This window comes from Shewanella submarina (assembly GCF_042646185.1).
GTDB lineage: Bacteria > Pseudomonadota > Gammaproteobacteria > Enterobacterales > Shewanellaceae > Shewanella > Shewanella corallii.
On record NZ_JBHRTD010000001.1, the window covers coordinates 463,903 to 483,906 of the forward strand.

The window sequence follows — 20,004 nt, forward strand, 5'->3', positions numbered from 1 at the left end:
CTATTAAAGGCCTGCACTTTGCAGGCCTTTTTTGTGACTTATATCGGCTTTTGTTAAATTAACCAAGCTTCACATTGACTCGGCTGGAGAACTCCTTAGAATCCCGCACCGTTTGCCCGGGTGACGGTGACAAGCACACACAATTTATAAAATTTAAAAAGGTGTACTATGGCGGCTGATAACAACTACAGCCTGGGGCCGGTTCCCAGTGCTGCGCGCAAAGGAGTGCTGTCCCTGACGATGGTGATGTTGGGGTTAACCTTTTTCTCGGCAAGCATGTGGACCGGGGGAACATTGGGAACGGGGCTCCCGTTTAATGATTTCTTCCTTGCTGTTCTCATTGGTAACCTGCTTCTCGGCATCTACACTTCTTTCCTTGGTTATATCGGCGCCTCTTCTGGCCTTTCTACTCATCTCCTCGCTCGCTACTCTTTTGGCCTCAAAGGCTCCTGGCTTCCTTCTTTAATTCTCGGTGGTACCCAAGTGGGTTGGTTCGGTGTTGGCGTGGCCATGTTTGCCCTGCCGGTACAAAAAGCCACAGGTATCGACACCACAATTCTGATTGCTGTTGCCGGTCTGGCTATGACAGCGACTGTCTACTTCGGTATAAAAGCCCTGATGATTCTTTCTGCCATTGCAGTGCCTGCCATCGCCCTGTTGGGTGGTTACTCTGTGCTGGAAGCAGTAGACAGCGTGGGTGGTATCGAAGGTCTGCAGGCCATCACCCCGAAAGAGCCGCTGGACTTTTCTGTGGCACTGGCGCTGGTGGTAGGCTCCTTTATTTCTGCCGGTACCCTGACGGCTGACTTTGTGCGCTTTGGTCGCAGCCCTAAAGCGGCCGTTATTGTGACCATGGTGGCCTTCTTTATCGGTAACAGTCTGATGTTTATCTTCGGCGCAGCTGGCAGTGCTGCAACCGGTCAGTCGGATATCTCAGAAGTGATGATGATGCAGGGACTGCTGATCCCGGCCATTATCGTGCTGGGCCTGAATATCTGGACCACCAATGACAACGCCCTGTACGCCTCAGGCCTGGGCTTTGCCAATATCACCGGCTGGAGCAGCAAGCACCTGGCCGTTGCCAACGGTATTATCGGTACCCTGTGTGCCCTGTGGCTGTATAACAATTTTGTTGGCTGGCTGACCTTCCTGTCGGCAGCTATTCCACCAATCGGTGGTATCATCATCGCCGATTTCTTAAGGCACCGTGAGCGTTATAAAGACTTTGCCAATGCCGAGTTTGCTACGGTTAACTGGGCAGCGATTGCCGGTGTGGCTATCGGTATTGCGGCGGGTCATTTCCTGCCGGGTATTGTGCCTTTGAATGCTGTGATTGGCGGTGCACTGAGCTACCTGATTCTGGATGCGTTGCAAGCGCGTCTGGCGAAACCTGCGCAAGCGGCTTAACTGGCCAGTGGTTTGATAGACCTGCGGTTTGATAGACCCACGGTTTGAATAGAGAGTAATAGATGTCTGATTTGCTGATTAAAAATGTGGTTATCCGCGGCCAGGAAGGCAGCAAACAAATTCTGGTGAAAGATGGCAAGATTGCCGCTATTGCCGACAATGATGCCCAGCTGGATACCACAGCGCCTGTGCTGGATGGTGAAGGCGGTATGGCGTTACCTCCTTTCTGTGAGCCGCATATCCACCTGGATACTACCCAGACTGCCGGTGAGCCAAGCTGGAACATCTCAGGCACCCTGTTTGAGGGTATCGAGCGCTGGGCTGAGCGTAAGGCGCTGCTGTCCATTGAAGACGTTAAAGCCCGTGCCAAGCAGACACTGAAATGGCAAATCGCCAACGGTGTGCAGCATGTGCGTACCCATGTGGATGTGTCTGACCCAACGCTGATTGCACTGAAAGCCATGCTGGAAGTGAAAGAAGAGATGAAGCAGTGGGTCGATTTGCAGATTGTGGCTTTCCCGCAGGAAGGCATTCTCTCTTATCCCAACGGCAAAGAGTTGCTGGAAGAAGCCGTTAAGCTGGGCGCCGATGTGATTGGTGCTATTCCGCACTTCGAGTTCACCCGTGAATACGGTGTGGAGTCACTGCACTATGTGTTTGAACTGGCACGCAAGTACGACCGTCTGATCGACGTACACTGTGATGAGATTGACGATGAGCAATCTCGCTTTGTTGAGACTGTGGCGGCTTTGGCGCACAAGTACAACATGGGTGAGAAAGTGACCGCAAGCCACACCACGGCAATGCACTCTTACAATGGCGCTTACGCCTCGCGTTTGTTCCGTCTTCTGCGCATGTCAGGCATCAACTTTGTGGCCAACCCACTGGTGAATATTCACCTGCAGGGCCGCTTCGATGACTATCCAAAGCGTCGCGGGGTAACCCGTGTGAAAGAGATGCTGGCATCCAACATCAACGTCTGTTTCGGTCACGACGATGTGTTCGATCCCTGGTATCCACTGGGCACCGCCAACATGCTGCAGGTACTGCATATGGGTCTGCATGTGTGTCAGATCATGGGTTATGACCAGCTGAACCAGTCACTGGATCTCATCAGCACCAAATCTGCCCGCACCCTGCACCTGCAGGACACTTACGGCGTTGAAGAGGGCAAGGCGGCCAACCTGCTGATCCTGCCTGCCGAGAACGACTTCGATGCTCTGCGCCGTCAGGTACCTGTACGTTACTCTGTTCGTAAGGGCAAGGTGATTGCACAGACTCAGCCTGCGACTACTCAGCTGCACCTGGACGCCACTGAGACAGTGACTTTCAAGCGCTAATCGGTCAGCTGATTCATAAACAGTAAGCCCTGCACTCCATTGGAATGCGGGGCTTTTTGTTTTTGGTATCTTTGTTGTATACGGCTGGCGGATAAATATTCTAACGTCCGGCCATCCAATAACATAAGTGAATGATTCTTAAAAATTGGTGAATTCCGGGTGTATTTATTATCACCATCCAGTTGATTGGGATTTGGGCAAGGCCAGGCTCCGTAGCCAGTTGGTGTGGTGGGCTTTTTGTGCATCAAGTGGGCGTTTTCCTGGGAGTGAATTATGTTGTTATAACCGGTGTGGGTTTAATTTTTGTGCTTTTGCCTGAAATCATGCCCGGCTGTCAGCGGTCTGCTCAGGCAGGCTTTGTTTTCAAAGGGAGCGACTTGGTGAAGACCGAATCTCAGCCTTTGTTGGGAGAGCCTGATTTTCACTTTAAACAGGAAAAGCAAAATGAAAAAGACTCAAACCCTACTCTCGGGTGCCGCAATGGCGGTTGCTATGGCTGGTCTGGCCGGATGTAACTCAACTGCAGAATCCTCTTCTGCGGCGCCCGCTGTAGCCGGTAAAACTGATTTGGTGCACTGTTATGGTGTTAATGTCTGTAAAGGTCATAACGACTGTAAAACAGCCACCAATGCCTGTGGTGGCCACGGCAGCTGCAAAGGCAGTGGCTTTGTGGCGATGCCATCCAAGAGCTGCGCAGATGTTGGCGGCGAAGTCAAAGATGACTGGGTTGGACAGATTGCACAGTCTGAGCTGGTGCATTGCTATGGTGTAAACGTGTGTAAGGGCCACAACGATTGTAAAACGGCGGAAAATGCCTGTGCCGGCCACGCTACCTGTAAAGGTACCGGTTTTGTGGCTGCCCCAGCTAAGTCCTGTGCGGATATCGGCGGCAAAGTCGGTGCCTGATTACTTGTTGTAACTGTATAAGGCTGACGTGGTTTGTCAGCCTTCATTTACTGGCTATCGGTACTGGGGTGACTTGTGACAGATAAGATTAAACGGGAGTTTTTGGGGTTCGGCCTTGGGCTGAGAACCAAACACTTTGAGTATATTTTGCAACATCAGCCCGATATCGATTGGTTTGAAATCCTGAGCGAAAATTATATGGTCGCCGGAGGTAAACCAAGATACTACCTGCAGGCAATTGCTGAGCAATATCCGCTGGTGATGCATGGGGTGTCACTCTCAATAGGCAGTTCCGACCCTCTGGATATGGACTACCTGAGAGCGCTGAAAACCCTGGCCAATGACGTCGAGCCCAAGTGGATTTCCGACCATATCTGTTGGACTGGTATTCACGGCATCAACAGCCATGATCTGTTGCCACTGCCTTACACCATGGAAACCGTCCGCCATGTTGCTGAGCGCATCTCCAGGGTGCAGGATTTCCTGGGCAGACAGGTATTGATGGAGAACGTCTCCAGTTACCTTTCTTATCAAGACAGTGAGATGGATGAGTGGACCTTTGTCAGCGAAGTGGCCAAGGCCTCAGACAGCCTTATTTTGCTGGATATCAACAATGTTTATGTGAGTGCTCGTAACCATGGTTTTGAACCCATGGATTACCTCAATCGCATTGACCCTGAACGGGTGCAACAGTTCCACCTGGCCGGACACTCAGATTATGGTGACTATGTGATAGACACCCATGACCATGATGTGCCGGACAGTGTCTGGGACCTATATCGTCAGGCTCTCGTGCGTTTTGGTGCCGTCAGCACCATGATTGAAAGAGACGCCAATATTCCGGAATTTTCGGTGTTGGAGACTGAACTTGGGAGCGCCAGAGATATCGCGACTCAGGTATTGCCGCCAAATCAGCTGAACATTGCTGACTCGGCAGAAAATAGAGGTGTTAAATCATGCCAGGCCTGAAACACACCCAAAATACCGTGATGCAATACCTGTTGCAGCCCGATGAAGAGGCAAGAGCGTCACTGGCTGAGCTGGTGGTTGCTCAGGGTAATGTCAGCCTTGAAACCCGAATGGGTATTTATGCCAATGCTTACCGTATTAGGTTGAAAGAGGTGATAGAGACAGATCATGAGCAGCTTTGTTTTTACCTGGGAGATGAACTGTTTGAGCGAATGGCCGATGAGTTTATTGCCGCAAGCCCCTCTCAAAACCGCTCCCTGAGAGGTTTTTGCGAACCATTACCTGAGTTTCTGGCTGAGGATGAGTTTTTCAGTCAATATCCGATATTGGCTGATATTGCGAGATTTGAACGACGTTTGCTGACTGCGTTCGATGCAGCGGATACCAGCAGAGAGGAGTTTGCCGCCCTGGCTGCTTTACCTCCAGAGCAATGGCCAGCAGTGTGTTTGCGCTTTCACCCCAGCGTGCAACTGTTTCGCTGTGCCAGCAATGCTGTGGAAACCTGGCAGGCGCTGAAACAGGGGCAGGAAGTGCCGGGTGCAGATTATTCCGGTTGGCGATACTGGTTAATCTGGCGAGGCAGATCACGATTGACCGAGTTCATTTCTCTGCAGCCCTGGCAATTGGTGTTGGTGGAAGCTGTGATCGCCGGAGAAAACTTTGCCGGACTTTGTGAGCTTATGCTGGACTTCTTCGATGAGTCGCAGGCTCCTGCTCAGGTATTTGAGTCATTGAAGGCCTGGTTTGAAATGGGGCTCATTCGAAGCCTTGTTGTTTCCGATTAAGTCCGACCTGTTGGCAAGCGCGGCGTTACCACAGAATAAACCCAGCGGGCAAAGCAATCCCTGCCAGTACCAGCAGGCCGCGTTTGCGCCAGGGGCTGTGTCTTCCTTTGACCATAAACAGGGCGCTTATCGCCAGAAAAATAAGCATACCAGCGTACAGATCGGAAAAAATCACCCAGGCTTTGTGTGTTTCGTTGAGGTGAAGGCGATTAAACTCATTCAGCAGGGGCCGCTTGCTGATTTTCTCCACCTCCAGGCTGTGACGCGTCAAATCAAGTGTCAGGTTGCTGGCGTCCTGCAAAAACACCTTAAACTCGCCGGGGTGACTCCAGTGAGTGGCTTTGACACCTGCTGCATCAGGTACCTGTTCAATCAGCGTCTGACTTAGCTCGCGGTCGCTGAGCGCCAGCCAGTCTCTCGGCGCTAACTGCAGCTGACTCAGCTCAACGCTATAGTCAGGGTTCCAGTCATCATTGTGATTTACCGCAATGCCTGAGATGGCGAAGATCAGCGTCATGCCAATGCAAAAGTAGCCAATATCCCTGTGCAGACTGCGGTTGAGCCGGAACCAATTCACCTTGGCTTTAGTCAAGAATACTGACTCCCACAGGCACCAGCTGATAGTAATTCATCCCTTCGGTGATAGACGCCGGGTTAAAGGATTCCCCTTGTTCTTTAGCCAGATAGGCCATCATTTTGCGGGTAGCTTCCAGGTCGAGCTCATGCTTTTGCAGCATTCCTGTGGCGATGGCTTTACTGCCTTTGGCACTCATGGGGAACACCATATCGCCATCTTTTACTTTGATTTTGAGGTTCTGAAAGCGCTTGTCTGAGGCGATACTCATCCAGCAGCCGCGCTTTTGGCATACCGCGACCACAGTGCCTTCAATGGTTACCGGAGCTTCCAGATAGTCATCCGGGGTCGCCATCAGAGTCGAAATTGGAGTGACCTTGGTTGCATCCACTGGTGAGCCAAAGTTCAAAGGTACAGCCTGAACACTCAGGCCTGTCAGTAAAACTGCGAGAGGCAGGGCTTTTATCATCCGGGGCAACATGGTGACTCCTGTCAGGGGAATGGAAACTCGGATATACATTAGAGTCTGTGGCGTTATCTTGTCCAGTGACTGGCGACAGCATTGTGAAACAGGCAAAAAAAGACAGCGCTGTGCGCTGCCTTTTGGGTGTGACTAAAGCAACCAGATTATTGGGTATAGTAGTAGATGCGGTTGGCACGCATTCCACCACCAATACATCTGGGATCGCCCGGGTCACATCCTTTGGCTGGTTCAATGGGATCCATGTGATCCCCAGCATTACCTATACCGATAAAGTACATGTTGTCATCCCCCCCTGGCGGGATCACCAGCTGTGGAGTATCTGGTACCTGCTCACCCATATCGAGATACTCTTGTTTGTATACTCTAGTGCCACGATGCAGGTCGAAGCCGTAGAAACGCCCCTGGCCTAATGCGAGGCAGACGTTTTCTGCACTGGTATCCCCCGGTACATAGGTGCTGAAATAGACTCGTCCAAAGACAACAGACGCTGCAGATAAGCTTTTTTCACCGATACCGCTATAGCTGTAGTACCAACCTCTTTTGGTTCCGAACTTGATGTGGTCAGCCTCTGAGGTTGGGGGGGCATCGGTCACTGAATACAGGTCGACAATAGTCAAAGGCGCTGGCGCTGGGTTTTCTGACACAGCAAAAGATTTGGTGACTACATTCCTGTCTTGCAGGGTAAAAAACATATCCTGTCGCTCAGTATTTGTTGGGCTTGGCCTTAACCCTGAGCCAATAACAACAGCATCATAGGGGATATTTTGATAACTGAGTCGGGTTGAGGTCTCGCCTGAAACATCGTCGCTGACAGAGGTTTCCGTAATATTGCTGAACATAGTCTGGGCGACAATAGGCTCAGCAAAAAAACGCCTGTCGGTTAAGTTCGTGTTTCCACCAAGATCTGCAAACTTAAATGCGCTCCAGGGAGCTTTAGAATCAGTTGGAGTGGGGCCAGGCATATCCATTCGCCAAACGTTGCCACCAGTATCCGTTGCATAAATTCTGTCAGCCAAACCGTCGCTGTTGCTGTCCAGTACTGCGACTGCATTGGGGATACTGTCTGTAATGCCCGGCATCTGAGTCATCTGGCTCCCTTTAGAAGGTCCAAAACTATGGACCAGCTCCCCAGACTCGGCATCTACAATAAATACTCCCCGCCCTTCGGCATCGTTAAGACCTACACCTGTGAGATCTTTCGTGCCGGGTGCATAGCCCGCCCCAAAGATGAGTACAGGCTTGGCTGTATCGGCATTGGTGTTACCTGTTGGCCAACCGGGAATTTTCGTGACCACTGGTTCGGACCAGCTTTGTCCCATCTCTGACATTCCTGGACTTTCAGGGGTGAGTTGCCACAAAAGCCTGGGATTATCAGGACTGGTAATATCCATGCCATAGTAGGACTTACCTCCTCGGCGCATACCAAAAAACACTAATGCTTTCTCAACGCCTGAGGGACCTGTTTCGACATAGCTGATCGCAGGGCTATCCAGACCATATACAGAATGAACTCCTGTCTGAGGATCTGTTACCAGTTCCTGGAGGTTGGGTAACAGCTCATAGGGCATAAAGGCCCAGGATTCAGATAGCTGATTCCCGGTGTCCCGGAACATATGCATAAAGCCATGGTTTGTTCCCATCATGATTCTGACATCTGGGGTTGAGGCTGTACCAAAGTTGATGGCCAACGGTTTTGAATGAAGTGGATCGCCGAGAATATCCTTACGTATATCCGTCTTAGATCCATCTCCGTCATCGTCATCAACGTCAATCCCCTTAGCCCAGTCAAAGTATCTATTCAGCTCGGCTTCCGGTACACCCATATGAGTCGCCAGACGAGAGGGGCTGCCTGCTGCAATCTCTGCCTGCTGAAGTGAGAAAGCTGTAAGGCTTCCTGAACCGCCGAAATTTCCATATAAAGCCCTGGTGTTTCTGGCGCTTGCCTGACGCAGAATTTCTGCAGCTCCACCAGTCTTGACATCGTTACCATCACCACCTTCATTCTGAGCAGAGCAAATTGCATCGTCGGTCCAGTAAGTACAGGCGGAAGCGGCAATATTCCCCGTTTTGCTGTCTATGGCAGGGTTGCCTTTTTTATCGACAATATCTCCGGAAGAGGTGACTCTTAGCTTTTTAAGGTTACCCATCCAACGAGGACCTCGTTGTGGCAGGAACATCGCGTAATAAACGGCGTCGAATGTGTGTGTACGGTCGAAGTTATTACTGGCAATGGATGGGGAGGTGAAACTGGCATTAACTTCAAGAATATCGGCAAATACCTCCATCAACGCATTTTGTAGGTCCAGCCCATTTTTTGCGAGGAAGTATCCACCGCCACCTCTGGTACCGGTTTCTTTCACTAAAGGCCCTACAGCTTCTGCATCCGCTCCTTTACCAAAACCAATAGCAAACGTTTTAACGTGTTGCTCACCCTCAAGGTTTGGGTTCACATCCTTGGTAAACATCCACTCAGCGAGGTTGGGCAGATGGCTGGAGAAATCTTGCTCTTCGCTCTCGAAAGGCTTGGTACTAATTCCTGGTAACCTTTTTACCTTCCCATCTGCGGCACTATCCAGAGTCGGCACGCCATCTGTAATGTAGATAATATAGGCGAGGTTATTACACTCTGAAAACGGCGTGATGTAGTTGCCGTTTTGCTCGATGCTGGTGTCTCTTGGCGGACGATTAGGTTTGTAATTATAATCGTCGGGTCTGGCATCATCATCACCAAACCACACAGATTCACCTGCAAAGTACCTTTTTGCCTCATAAAGAGTTTCACAAAGAGGGGTATTGGTATTGGGATCAAGATTATTAATTGTTGCCAACAAATCATTTTTGTTGGCATCTGTCATCTGCTGAATACCTGCTACTACACGGCCGCCATCAGCAAAGTTTTCTTTAGGAAAGTTAACGTTGAAAATGGCAAGACCAAAATCAACACCCGGCGTGGTCAGGACTGTATTACGAATCGCGTCCTTTGCAATATCCAGACGGCTTTCAGGCACAGTTTCTTTGTCGCCGTGGTGCCAGCGCAGATAGTTAGCTGTGTATAGTGTTACTGGCTGACCTGTACCAAACCCAACACCTTTTGCAGTGCCCTGGGCCGTTTTTAAGGCTTCAGGATCTAAGATGTCTACTGCTTGGTAAGGGGCTGGATCTTTTCCTGTACCATTCTTTGGCAGACCAGGGATATTTGGTTCGGCGTTGGCGGTTAAGGCTCTCTCGATATCCTGGAGGCAGTCGATAGTTTGGATATCTGCGCCATTGTTTTCTCTGACCTCTTGCCAGCGTTTTTTATTGGTTCGGTACTCCATGAAGTAGTCAGTATAGAACCCGAACTCATTGAGATAAGCTTTAGATGCTTCACAGCCATTGATCGCTTCAAGAAAACGACGGGACTCGGACGGTGAATCCGGCACCGGCATACCGGTATTGTCGATACCACCTTTGGTAAAGTACACCATGCGTTCTTGCAATGAATTATCACTTCCAAGAGCCGGGTACTCGGGACAAGTCTGGGTTTCAGCATATTCCGGGCAGTAACCTTTCTCAGACGTAGTGTCCATCGTGCTCATACTGCCCGAGTTATCAAAGATAATCAGCACCTGCGGCCGGTTTCCCGTTCTGGACGAGGATTCAAATACATAAAGCTCGGTGTCATCCGCAAAGCTGCTGCCTGCAGAGAGGGTGAGGGCGGCTATGGCCGCAGCTGTGATTTTCTTGATAAACATAAGCAACTTCCTGTCTTTGCCGACAAAAGACGCCGGTTACATCCGCAGGCGGTCCTCCGCGCTGCTTCAATTATTGAATCCTGTTGGTGGGACGACCAAGCGGGCGTGCCCACCAACTTTGGGGATATCCCCTGTTAACGTCCGCCGGGTTCGGCGAATTTGGTCATCCAATCTTCCACCTGGTTGTACCAATAGATGGAGTTGTTGGGTTTCATGATCCAGTGGTTCTCATCCGGGAAGTAGATCATGCGGGACTCTACGCCACGGCTTTGCAGGGTACGGAACAACTCGAAGCCCTGACCTACTGGCACCCGGTAATCCAACTGGCCATGGATCACCAGCGTCGGGGTATTAAAGTTACCCGCGAAGTAGTGAGGTGAGATGGACTTGTAGATTTCCGGTTTTTCCCAGTAGTGGCCGAAACGGGTTGAGTGCACTGCGAAGTCAGCCGACATCTGTGAGTACATGTTGTACACGGCCGCATGGATCAACAGGGCTTTAAATGGGTGTTCGCTGCCCAGAATGATGGAGGTGAGGTAGCCACCATAACTGGCGCCACCGGCAACCATACGGTTACTGTCAATCCATGGCTTGGCCTTGAACCAGTCAGCAGCCTTGAGCACGTCATCCAGAGACTTGTTCTTCCAGTCCGGGTTGATAGAGTCTGCAAACTCCTGACCGAAACCACTTGAGCCGTGGAAGTTGGGCCATGCGGTGACATATCCCCAGGAAGCGAAGGTCTGGGCATTCCAGCGGTAGTGGAAACCGTCGGTGATGGCATTGTGTGGACCACCGTGAACCAACATCATCAGCGGGTATTTCTTGCTCTTGTCAAAGCCCGGCGGGTAGTGCACCCACATCTGAATATCCTGACCATTGTGGCCTTTGTAGGTCACAGACTCGTAGGTACCGACATCCACATCTTTCATGATGTCGTCGTTGAAGCTGTCCAAACGAGTGGTTTTACCGTTACGGGTATTGACCTTTACCAGACGTGCCGGGTAAAGGAAGCTGTCATTGGTCGCTACCAGGGTGCCGTTTTCGCTGACATCCGGCGTGCCAAAGTTGGTGTTCTTGGTGATTGGCTTCACCTTGCCTTTGACGCTGATCTGATACAGGCGGCTGGTGCCGGCATCGTCAATTGCGGCATAGAAACCATCACTGTCTTCGTTCCAGGTCCAGCGGGAGACGCTGCGATCCCAGTCCGTGGTGATCTCTTTTTTGCTGTTGTCATCCAGATCCAGCAATACCAGATTGGAAGTGTCAGCGTAGAAGCCGGGGATCTGCTGGCGGGTGTAGGCCAACGTGTCGCCGTCTGGGCTGAACTGAGGGCTGGCATCAGGAGCCGGGTTGTCAGCGGTCAGGTTAATGCTTTCACCGCTGCCAATTGTCGCCAGGAAGATATCAATATTGGGATCGACCTGGTTTTCCCAACCGTTGGCGTTAAAGGCAATTAACTTACCATTCGGGTGAATGTCATAGCTGCCAGCACTTTGATATGAACGAGGCAATTCGGTATTCAGCGGCTGGGTAATGGCTTCTACCTCACCGCCTTTGGCTGGAATACGAAATACATGGGCCTGCTTGTTTTCATCCAGCCAGTGATCGAAGTGAGAGTAAGGCAGGGCATTCCACTGGTGTGCAGATACCTTGTCGTCCTTGTCGGCTTTCAGTTGCTTGCCCATCTCATCCCAGTTCTGGCCTGGATAGATGCGGCTGATAAAGTAGATGTAGTCGCCCACCCATTTAATGCCATACACCCCGGTGGGGACTTCGCTCAGGCGCTGGGCCTCACCCGGGCCATTCATGGGCAGCAGATAAATCTGACCTGCGTCGTCATCATTACGTTTGCTGATAAAAGCCAGAGTCTTGCCATCTGGAGAGAATACCGGCTCGCTGACACGCATGCCTTCGACAGTCAGCGGACGCTGGGTTTTGCCGTCTTCATCGAACAGGTACAGCTGAGTTGAACCCTTATCTGTGTCGACATCATATTTGGTGACTGGCGCAATGATTTGCTCGCCATCGGGGGAGATGGTGGGACTGCCAATACGATTGAGTTGCCACAGCACATCAACCGAAAGTGGCTTGGCTGCTTCTGCCACTGCTGATGCCACAGGCATCATGGCACAGAGCAATGAAATACCGACTTTCTTCACGAGTGGTTCTCCAATTAGTTGTTGATTTTATTCCCTTCTGCTAACTCGTCAGTATATCTAGTTAGGTTAACCAAATGCTATTGCAATCAGTGGTTTGGTGGTGCTCTGTGGCTATTTTGTGGGTTTTGTTTGTGAAACGTTTTTAGGTTGGTTTTTATGCTTGTTTATGGGGGTGTTGGTGGTGATTGATGCTGGCGTAATTGGGTTGGGTAGTGATGGTTATCCTCCCTGTGAATAAGGATATATTGTTCGCTGATATGCATTTGCTGTTTTTGTGTGAGAACTATGTTAATCTTTGGTTGCGAAAAGATGACATTTTTTCGTTTTTCAGTATGATGCACACCGAACTCGGACTGGTCAGAGTTCCCGAACTGGGGGGAGCTGGCGAGAAAGTCAGTTTTGGTCGGAACAGCGGGTGATGTTTTCGGGCAGGTATTAAAAAGCCGCTTACAAAGAAGTTAGGGATAATAAAATCAAATATCGCCATGGAACTGGCGCTTTGTTGTGCGGGAAAAACGCAGCCTGAGGCATTACGTCTCACATAACAAGAATGCGAGTCCACAGGATGAAACCACTACATAAAACCAAGATAGCCACTTTGATCAAGCTGTCGCTGCTGGCTACTGCATCAGTAACTTCGGGCCATGTGATTGCCGAAGAAACTGCAGCCAAAGAATCCAAACTTGAAGTGATTGAAGTTACTGCACGTAAACGAGTAGAGAATGCTCAGGAAGTGCCAGTGTCTGTTTCTGCATTGCAGGGTGAAAACCTGGATGCATACTCAAGTGCCGGTATGGATATCCGCTTTATGAACGCCAAAATCCCCAGCCTGTCTGTGGAGTCTTCCTTTGGCCGTACCTTCCCACGCTTTTACATCCGTGGCCTCGGTAACACTGACTTCGATTTGAATGCTTCTCAACCGGTTTCTTTGGTGGTTGACGATGTGGTTCAGGAAAACCCTATTCTGAAAGGCTTTCCGGTATTTGATGTTGAGCGTATTGAAGTACTGCGCGGTCCACAGGGAACCCTGTTTGGCCGTAACACGCCTGCTGGTCTGGTAAAGTTTGATTCAGTGAAGCCTTCGCAGGTGTTTGAAGGTTACGCTTCTGTGTCCTATGGAACTGAAGGTGCGGTTGATTTTGAAGGTGCCGTCGGTGGTGGTCTGACTGACCGTATCTCTACCCGTATTTCCGCCCTGTGGCAGGAAAAAGACGACTATATCGATAACATGGCTCCGGGTTTTGTACAGGATGATGTGTTGGGCGGGTACAGCGAGAAAGCTGCCCGTGTTCAGTTCCTGTATGAAGGTGATGATTTCACTGGCCTGCTGGCATACCGGGTTCGTGATCTGGACGGCAAGCCAATTATTTTCCACGCCAACCTCATGGACAAAGGCTCAAACGGTATTCGTTCCGGTTGGGATGACAAAGTGGTATTCCATGATGCCGCCAGCCGTGCGACCCAACAGGTTGAAACTCAGGGACTGAGCCTCAAGCTGGAATGGGACCTGGGTGACTATGATCTGACCAGCATTACTGCCTGGGACAGTGCCGAGATCTTCTCCCGTGCCGATGTCGATGGTGGCTATGGTGCTGCTTTCCTGCCTGACTTCCAGGGCCCTGGTGTTATTTTATTCCCCGCAGAAAGTGCCGATGCAATTCCTGACCATAATCAGATTACTCAGGAGTTCCGTCTTGCCAGTAACTTCGATGGTCCGTGGAACTACCAGACTGGCCTGTTCTACTTTTATGAAGATCTGACGATTGACAGCTACAGCTACGACACGCTGGCTGGTGGCGCTCAGAACGGCTATGCCTTCCAGAATCAGGAAACCAATGCCTGGGCGGTATTCGGCTCGGTAGATTATGACGTTAACGACCAGTTCTCAGTCAGTGCCGGTCTGCGTTACTCAAGAGATGATAAAGAGTTTTACGCCGAACGTGTGCAGGGACCATTTGGCAGTGGTACAGCCGTGGGCACTGCCAATCCTGACGATGACCATATTTCCTGGGATCTGTCCGGTGTTTATAAGCTGAATGATGATGTGAATCTGTTTGCCCGTTTGGCCAACGGTTTCCGTGCTCCGAGTATTCAGGGCCGTATTCTGTTTGGCAACGACGTGACGGTAGCCAACTCAGAAACCATCAACTCTGCCGAAGTTGGTTTCAAGTCTGACTTGCTGGATGGTAATGGACGCCTGAACCTGACCGCTTTCTACTATGAAATGAAAGATCAACAGCTGACGGCCGTTGGTGGTGACTCTAACTTTAACCGTCTGCTGAATGCAGACAAGACGACTGGTTACGGATTGGAGCTGGATTCAACCTGGGTATTGGCAAGTGAACTGCTGGCGACCTTTAATGCCAGCTACAACAAAACTGAACTGGATGATGCCAACCTGTTCCTGCCTGGTTGCGCTCAGTGCACCATCACAGATCCCTTTGTTGATGGAAAGGGTTACAGCCTTGATGGCAACAACCTGCCTCATGCGCCAGAATGGATTGCCAACCTGACGCTGGAGTACAGCAGGGATCTGGGTGAAGGTGAGTTCTATGTATTCACCGATTGGTCATACAGAAGCGAAATCGACTTCTTCCTGTATCGCTCTGTTGAGTTCACCGGCGAAGCTCTGCTGGAAGGTGGCCTGAGAACCGGTTACAAGTGGGATATGGGTGACAACCAATATGAAGTCGCTGCTTTTGCCCGTAACCTGCTGGATGAGCGTGTGGTTATCGGTGGTGTCGACTTTAACAACAATACCGGCATGGTTAACGAAGGCCGCTTTGTTGGTGTTGAAGTCCGGGTAGACTTCTTCTAAGCCTGATTGACCCGATAAAAAGAAAGCCAGCATCAAGCTGGCTTTCTTGTTATTAGAGCCGGTCTAATCGCCGGCTTTGTCCTTCCATAATGACAGTATGCCCACGGACACCGCGGCTACTGCCAGAAAGCCGCCCAGAATAATGACAGGAATGGCGCTGTAACCCAGAATGTGCCAGATAACTGATTCAAGTGTACTCATATCTGTGCTCCTTATTGCCAGCCTTCAACGCCATGCATATCCGGCAGTTTGTGGGCGATACCTTTGTGACAATCAACACAGGTTTTTTCGCCATTAGCCAGTGCCGTTGAGTGCAGTTTGGCGCTGCGGGATCCCTGCTCAGAGAAGTCCATATACTCAAACTGGTGACAGTTACGGCACTCCAGCGAGTCGTTGGCTTTCAGGCGAGCCCACTCGCGTTCGGCAAGATGCGCTCTTCGCTCCTGAAACTTCTCGGGTGTATCTATGGTGCCCATAAAGTGAAACACCAGCTCTTTGGATGCCTGCACCTTGCGCACTATTTTGTCTGTCCATTCGTGAGGAACATGACAGTCAGAGCAGATAGCCCGTACACCCGAGCGGTTGGAGTAGTGAATGGTTTCCTGAATCTCTGCGACTATAGGGGCGTGACAGCCCGAGCAGAACTCTTCGGTATTGGTTGCTTCCATCCCCATATTAAATGCGCCCCAGAACATCAGGCCACCGGCAAATCCCATAAACAGGACGATGCCGAGTGCTGCCTTGCTTGGACTTTTTAACTTTGTCCAGAATGCTTTTATCAGTTTCATATTCAGCCTCATCTCATTGCTATGGATTATTGCTGACGCAATGAGTCAACACGCTGGAAGTCATTTTTCACCAGGGGTTTGGCATTGGCCTGAGGGACATGGCATTGCAGACAGAAGTAGCGCCTTGGGGACATGTCGGCCAGCACGGCATCTTCTCTGTTTACGTAGTGAGTCACACTGATTTTAGTGGCGCCCATCTCTTTGGCGTTTTTCCAGCTGTGACAGGAAAGACACTTATTGGCATTGAGCGACACCTCATAGGAGCGAATGTTATGGGGGATCAGTGGAGGCTGATAAACATAGTCACTTTCCAGCGCCTGCTCCCGTGGGAACTTCTTCAGGTCGTCGGCTGGCCGGGTATCCTGCAGGGGAGTAACCCCGCGTAAAGAGGCCAGCCCGCCGGTATCACCCAGATTGTCCTGTTGCGCCCATGCGGCTGTCGAAAGCAGTGCAGCCAGTATGATTAAGCTTGGTTTTTTCATTATGAATTCTCCGCCTTATTGGCTTGGGGCGGAGCATGAATCCAATCATGCTCCTGCTCAGGGTTAGGCCACTTTGGTGATCTTGACCGGACACTTCTTGAAGTCTGTCTGTTTGGACAGAGGATCTGTGGCATCCAGGATCAGTTTGTTCACCAGAATTCGGGCGTCGAAGAAGGGCACAAATATCAGCCCCTGAGGTGGGCGATTTCTGCCTCTGGTTTCAACCCTGGCTTTCACCTCACCACGCTTATTGGCAATAAGTACTTCATCACCCCGGCGAAGTCCCTTGGCTTTGGCATCGGCCGGGTGGATATAGCAGAGCGCGTCAGGTACAGCCTTATAGAGTTCAGGTACCCGGCGGGTCATGGTGCCTGTGTGCCAATGCTCCAGCACCCGACCGGTACACAGCCACATGTCATATTCGGCATCCGGTACTTCTGGTGGCGCTTCATAGGGGGCGGAGATAATCAGTGCCTTGCCATCTGGCTTGCCATAAAAGTCCCAATTGCTTCCCGCTTTGGCGTAAGGATCTGAGCCTTCTTTGTAGCGCCACAGCGTCTCTTTGCCATCCACTACTGGCCAGCGAAGTCCCCGCACCTGATGGTAGATATCGTAGGGGGCGAGATCGTGCCCATGGCCGCGACCAAAGGTGGCGTACTCTTCGAACAGGCCCTTTTGAACATAGAAGCCGAAGTGTCTGGCATCATCATTCAATGCCTGTTTCTCGGGCAGTGGATACTTGTCGACCTGACCGTTGGCATACAGCACGTCGTACAGTGTCTTACCACGGTATTCCGGTGCCTTGGCCAGCAACTCTTCCGGCCATACTTCGTCTACTTTGAAGCGTTTGGAGAACTCCATCAGCTGCCATAAGTCTGACTTGGCCTCACCGACGGTCTCCACCTGTTGATACCAGGCTTGAGTACGCCGTTCGGCATTGCCGTAGGCACCTTCTTTTTCAATCCACATGGCGGTGGGCAGAATCAGGTCCGCTGCCTGTGCGGTGACTGTTGGGTAGGGATCAGAAACCACAATAAAGTTCTCAGGGTTGCGGTAACCCGGCAGACGCTCGCCATTGATATTGGGGCCTGCCTGCATATTGTTGTTGCACTGAACCCAGTAAGCATTAATTACACCGTCGTGCAGCATACGGTCCTGCAGTACTGCATGAAATCCGGGTTTTGGCGGAATGGTGCCTTCAGGCAGTTTCCATATATCTTCGGCAATCGCTCTGTGCTTGGGATTGGCAACCACCATATCTGCCGGCAAGCGGTGAGCGAAAGTCCCTACTTCCCTGGCGGTCCCACAGGCGGATGGCTGACCGGTCAGTGAGAATGGGCTATTGCCAGGAGTGGCGATTTTTCCCGTCAGCAGGTGTAGGTTGTAGACCAGACTTTGCATCCATACTCCACGGGTATGTTGATTCATCCCCATGGTCCACAGAGACATCACTTTGGTATTTGGATCTGCATATTGCCTGGCCAGCTCAATAAGTTGGTCAACGCCTACGCCTGACATCTCAGCCGCTTTCTCTGCGGTATAAGGTGCGACAGAGGCCTTGTACTGTTCAAAATCAATACTGATCAGTTTCTTGGAGTTGGGGTTTTGCGCCTGTTTTTGCAGTGGGTCATCATCTCTCAGGCCATAACCTATATCGGTTTCTGCCTGTTTGAAGTTGGTGTGCTTGTTAACAAAATCCCAGTTAACCGCATCGTTTTGAATGATGTAGTTGGCAATGAAGTTGGCGATAGCCAAATCTGACTGAGGCTGGAAGATATAGCCGTTATCAGCCAGTTCGAACGAGCGATGATAGTAGGTGGACAGTACGTTAACTTTCACATGAGGGTAGCTCAGGCGGCGGTCTGTGATACGGCTCCACAGTACCGGGTGCATCTCTGCCATATTGGATCCCCAGAGCACAAACGCATCGGCATGTTCAAAGTCGTCATAGCAGCCCATGGGCTCATCGATACCAAATACCCGCATAAAGCCGACTACAGCAGAGGCCATACAGTGACGGGCGTTGGGGTCGATATTGTTGGAACGGAAGCCAGCCTTCATCAATTTGGCGGCAGCGTACCCTTCCATGACAGTCCATTGACCAGAGCCAAACATCCCTACGCTGGTAGGCCCTTTTTTGGCGAGAGCCGCCTTCCACTTTTCTGCCATGATATCGAAGGCGGTATCCCAGGATACTGGGGTAAATTCACCGTCTTTGGCGTATTGGCCATCTTTCATGCGCAGCAAAGGTTGAGTCAGCCTGTCTTCGCCATACATGATTTTGGACAGGAAGTAGCCCTTGATACAGTTAAGCCCTTTATTTACCGGCGCTTCAGGATCGCCTTGAGTCGCGACCACTTTGCCGTCTCTGGTGCCTACCAGCACTGAGCACCCCGTGCCGCAGAAACGACATGGTGCCTTATCCCAGTGAATTTTGGTTTGGTCTGAACTGGCAATTAAGTTGGTTGCTGAAGCGGGCAGGTTTACCCCGGCGACTGCAGCTGCAGATGCTGCAGCACTTGCCTTAATAAAGTTCCGTCTTGACAGTGTCATAACCCCTCCTCGGGTCGACGCCCCTCGACGCCGTTGTTGAGCTGATCTGAAGTTGGTTCAAATTGGTGGTAAACCAGAGCGGTTCCCAAAACGTTGGGCAGGTTATTAATTTTCTCTATGGTTTCAGTAAGAAACCCCTGAGTCTCCGACTCAAGCACCACGACAATCTTGCCCTTGGGGTTATCACCCCAGACTTCGGCATTGGGTATTGCATTTATCTGCTCACTGATCCCGGCGATATGTTCGGGAGCTGTGTGTACGACCAGACTTGAAATATGGACTTCTTGCATTTGAGTCATGCCTCCCGCAGGACTAAGTTGATGGCATCGGCCGGGCAGGGGCTGATACAGGCCCCACAGCCTGTACAACTTTCTGTTTGCAAATTGGGTTGCGCGACTTTGCCGATAATGGGTTTGAATTGGATAGCCATGGGTTCGCAGGCATCTGCGCAGCTGCGACAATCAATGTTCTGCAGGGCAAGGCATCTGTCTGTCAGTTGTATATCTGCCTGCCATGGGGCTTCCGACTCAGCTTTAAAAAGGGGTTCACTGCATACGCTGGCGCAGCGGTAGCAGAGGGTGCATTCGTCGATGGTCAAATCGACATGGGGAAAACCACCGTCGCCGACCTGAATGATCTGGGTGTCACAGGCATCAACGCACTTGTTACAGCGGGTGCAGGCATCAACAAACTGCTGCTGGCTGAATAGCCAGGGAAGACTCAGTTGCCCGGCACGGCCGCGAGTCAGGGTAACCAGTTTTCTGCGTGCGAGATCGACCATTTATTCACTCGGCGAAGCGATTTATCTTTTGAGATAAATGCATTTATTGTTGTTGTGAGTCCATTTTGTGACCACTGTTGCAAATGGTGAATACTCACAAAGTGATAACATTTGTATATAACTTGATCCAGAACAAGTTTAGATGTTTTAACGTTTTTTTCTTCTGTCTTTGAGCGCCGAAAGGTATGAGTTTTGTCTTTCTATTTTGTGAAATGGCGAACCGC

The 20,004-nt window shown here is 50.9% G+C and carries 16 protein-coding genes; 6 read left to right on the forward strand and 10 right to left on the reverse strand.

Annotation, left to right across the window (positions count from 1 at the left end):
- Positions 1–168 precede the first annotated feature (168 nt).
- From codB to ACFOE0_RS02185, 5 genes are all read left to right on the forward strand, one after another.
- On the forward strand, positions 169–1,407 hold the full coding sequence (gene codB, locus ACFOE0_RS02165; RefSeq protein WP_248937312.1) for a cytosine permease: 1,239 nt from the start codon (positions 169–171) through the stop codon (positions 1,405–1,407).
- 62 nt (positions 1,408–1,469) lie between these two features.
- A complete protein-coding gene (locus ACFOE0_RS02170) occupies positions 1,470–2,747 on the forward strand; it encodes a cytosine deaminase (RefSeq protein ID WP_248937313.1) in 1,278 nt (425 codons plus the stop codon).
- Positions 2,748–3,191: 444 nt separating this feature from the next.
- On the forward strand, positions 3,192–3,653 hold the full coding sequence (gene bufA2 / locus ACFOE0_RS02175) for a BufA2 family periplasmic bufferin-type metallophore (protein WP_115137082.1): 462 nt from the start codon (positions 3,192–3,194) through the stop codon (positions 3,651–3,653).
- Positions 3,654–3,728: 75 nt separating this feature from the next.
- Positions 3,729–4,622 (forward strand): MNIO family bufferin maturase, encoded by an 894-nt coding sequence (bufB, locus tag ACFOE0_RS02180; protein WP_248937314.1) that lies wholly within the window; start codon positions 3,729–3,731, stop codon positions 4,620–4,622.
- Entirely contained in the window at positions 4,610–5,407 is a 798-nt protein-coding gene (locus tag ACFOE0_RS02185) for an HvfC/BufC N-terminal domain-containing protein (RefSeq protein WP_248937315.1), read from the forward strand. The genes bufB and ACFOE0_RS02185 overlap by 13 nt, the downstream gene beginning before the upstream one ends.
- Positions 5,408–5,432: 25 nt before the next feature.
- Here ACFOE0_RS02185 and ACFOE0_RS02190 read toward each other — a convergent pair whose 3' ends face one another.
- The 4 genes from ACFOE0_RS02190 to ACFOE0_RS02205 all read right to left on the reverse strand — a co-directional run bounded on the left by ACFOE0_RS02190 (position 5,433) and on the right by ACFOE0_RS02205 (position 12,358).
- Positions 5,433–5,999, reverse strand: a complete 567-nt coding sequence (locus tag ACFOE0_RS02190) for a PepSY-associated TM helix domain-containing protein (protein WP_248937316.1) — start codon at positions 5,997–5,999, stop codon at positions 5,433–5,435.
- Positions 5,992–6,462 (reverse strand): DUF4920 domain-containing protein, encoded by a 471-nt coding sequence (locus ACFOE0_RS02195; RefSeq protein WP_248937317.1) that lies wholly within the window; start codon positions 6,460–6,462, stop codon positions 5,992–5,994. Before ACFOE0_RS02195 ends, ACFOE0_RS02190 begins: the two co-directional genes overlap by 8 nt.
- Before the next feature lie 146 nt (positions 6,463–6,608).
- Positions 6,609–10,199 (reverse strand): pilus assembly protein, encoded by a 3,591-nt coding sequence (locus tag ACFOE0_RS02200; protein WP_248937318.1) that lies wholly within the window; start codon positions 10,197–10,199, stop codon positions 6,609–6,611.
- Between the two features lie 134 nt (positions 10,200–10,333).
- Complete coding sequence (locus tag ACFOE0_RS02205) at positions 10,334–12,358, reverse strand: S9 family peptidase (protein ID WP_248937319.1); 2,025 nt, start codon at positions 12,356–12,358, stop codon at positions 10,334–10,336.
- A 565-nt stretch (positions 12,359–12,923) separates the two neighbouring features.
- Here ACFOE0_RS02205 and ACFOE0_RS02210 point away from each other — a divergent pair.
- Entirely contained in the window at positions 12,924–15,176 is a 2,253-nt protein-coding gene (locus tag ACFOE0_RS02210) for a TonB-dependent receptor (RefSeq protein ID WP_248937320.1), read from the forward strand.
- 63 nt (positions 15,177–15,239) lie between these two features.
- On the opposite strand, the gene ACFOE0_RS02215 is transcribed toward ACFOE0_RS02210, so the two are convergent.
- From ACFOE0_RS02215 to napF, 6 genes are all read right to left on the reverse strand, one after another.
- Complete coding sequence (locus ACFOE0_RS02215) at positions 15,240–15,377, reverse strand: TIGR02808 family protein (RefSeq protein WP_248937321.1); 138 nt, start codon at positions 15,375–15,377, stop codon at positions 15,240–15,242.
- Positions 15,378–15,388: 11 nt separating this feature from the next.
- Positions 15,389–15,964 carry a NapC/NirT family cytochrome c gene (locus ACFOE0_RS02220; protein WP_248937322.1) on the reverse strand — a complete coding sequence of 192 codons (576 nt, stop codon included), beginning with the start codon at positions 15,962–15,964 and terminating at the stop codon, positions 15,389–15,391.
- A gap of 26 nt (positions 15,965–15,990) precedes the next feature.
- Positions 15,991–16,446, reverse strand: a complete 456-nt coding sequence (locus tag ACFOE0_RS02225) for a nitrate reductase cytochrome c-type subunit (RefSeq protein ID WP_248937323.1) — start codon at positions 16,444–16,446, stop codon at positions 15,991–15,993.
- Positions 16,447–16,509: 63 nt separating this feature from the next.
- Positions 16,510–18,999 carry a periplasmic nitrate reductase subunit alpha gene (gene napA / locus ACFOE0_RS02230; protein WP_248937324.1) on the reverse strand — a complete coding sequence of 830 codons (2,490 nt, stop codon included), beginning with the start codon at positions 18,997–18,999 and terminating at the stop codon, positions 16,510–16,512.
- A complete protein-coding gene (locus tag ACFOE0_RS02235) occupies positions 18,996–19,298 on the reverse strand; it encodes a chaperone NapD (RefSeq protein ID WP_248937325.1) in 303 nt (100 codons plus the stop codon). Before ACFOE0_RS02235 ends, napA begins: the two co-directional genes overlap by 4 nt.
- Entirely contained in the window at positions 19,295–19,780 is a 486-nt protein-coding gene (gene napF, locus ACFOE0_RS02240; RefSeq protein ID WP_248937326.1) for a ferredoxin-type protein NapF, read from the reverse strand. Before napF ends, ACFOE0_RS02235 begins: the two co-directional genes overlap by 4 nt.
- Between the last annotated feature and the right edge of the window lie 224 nt (positions 19,781–20,004).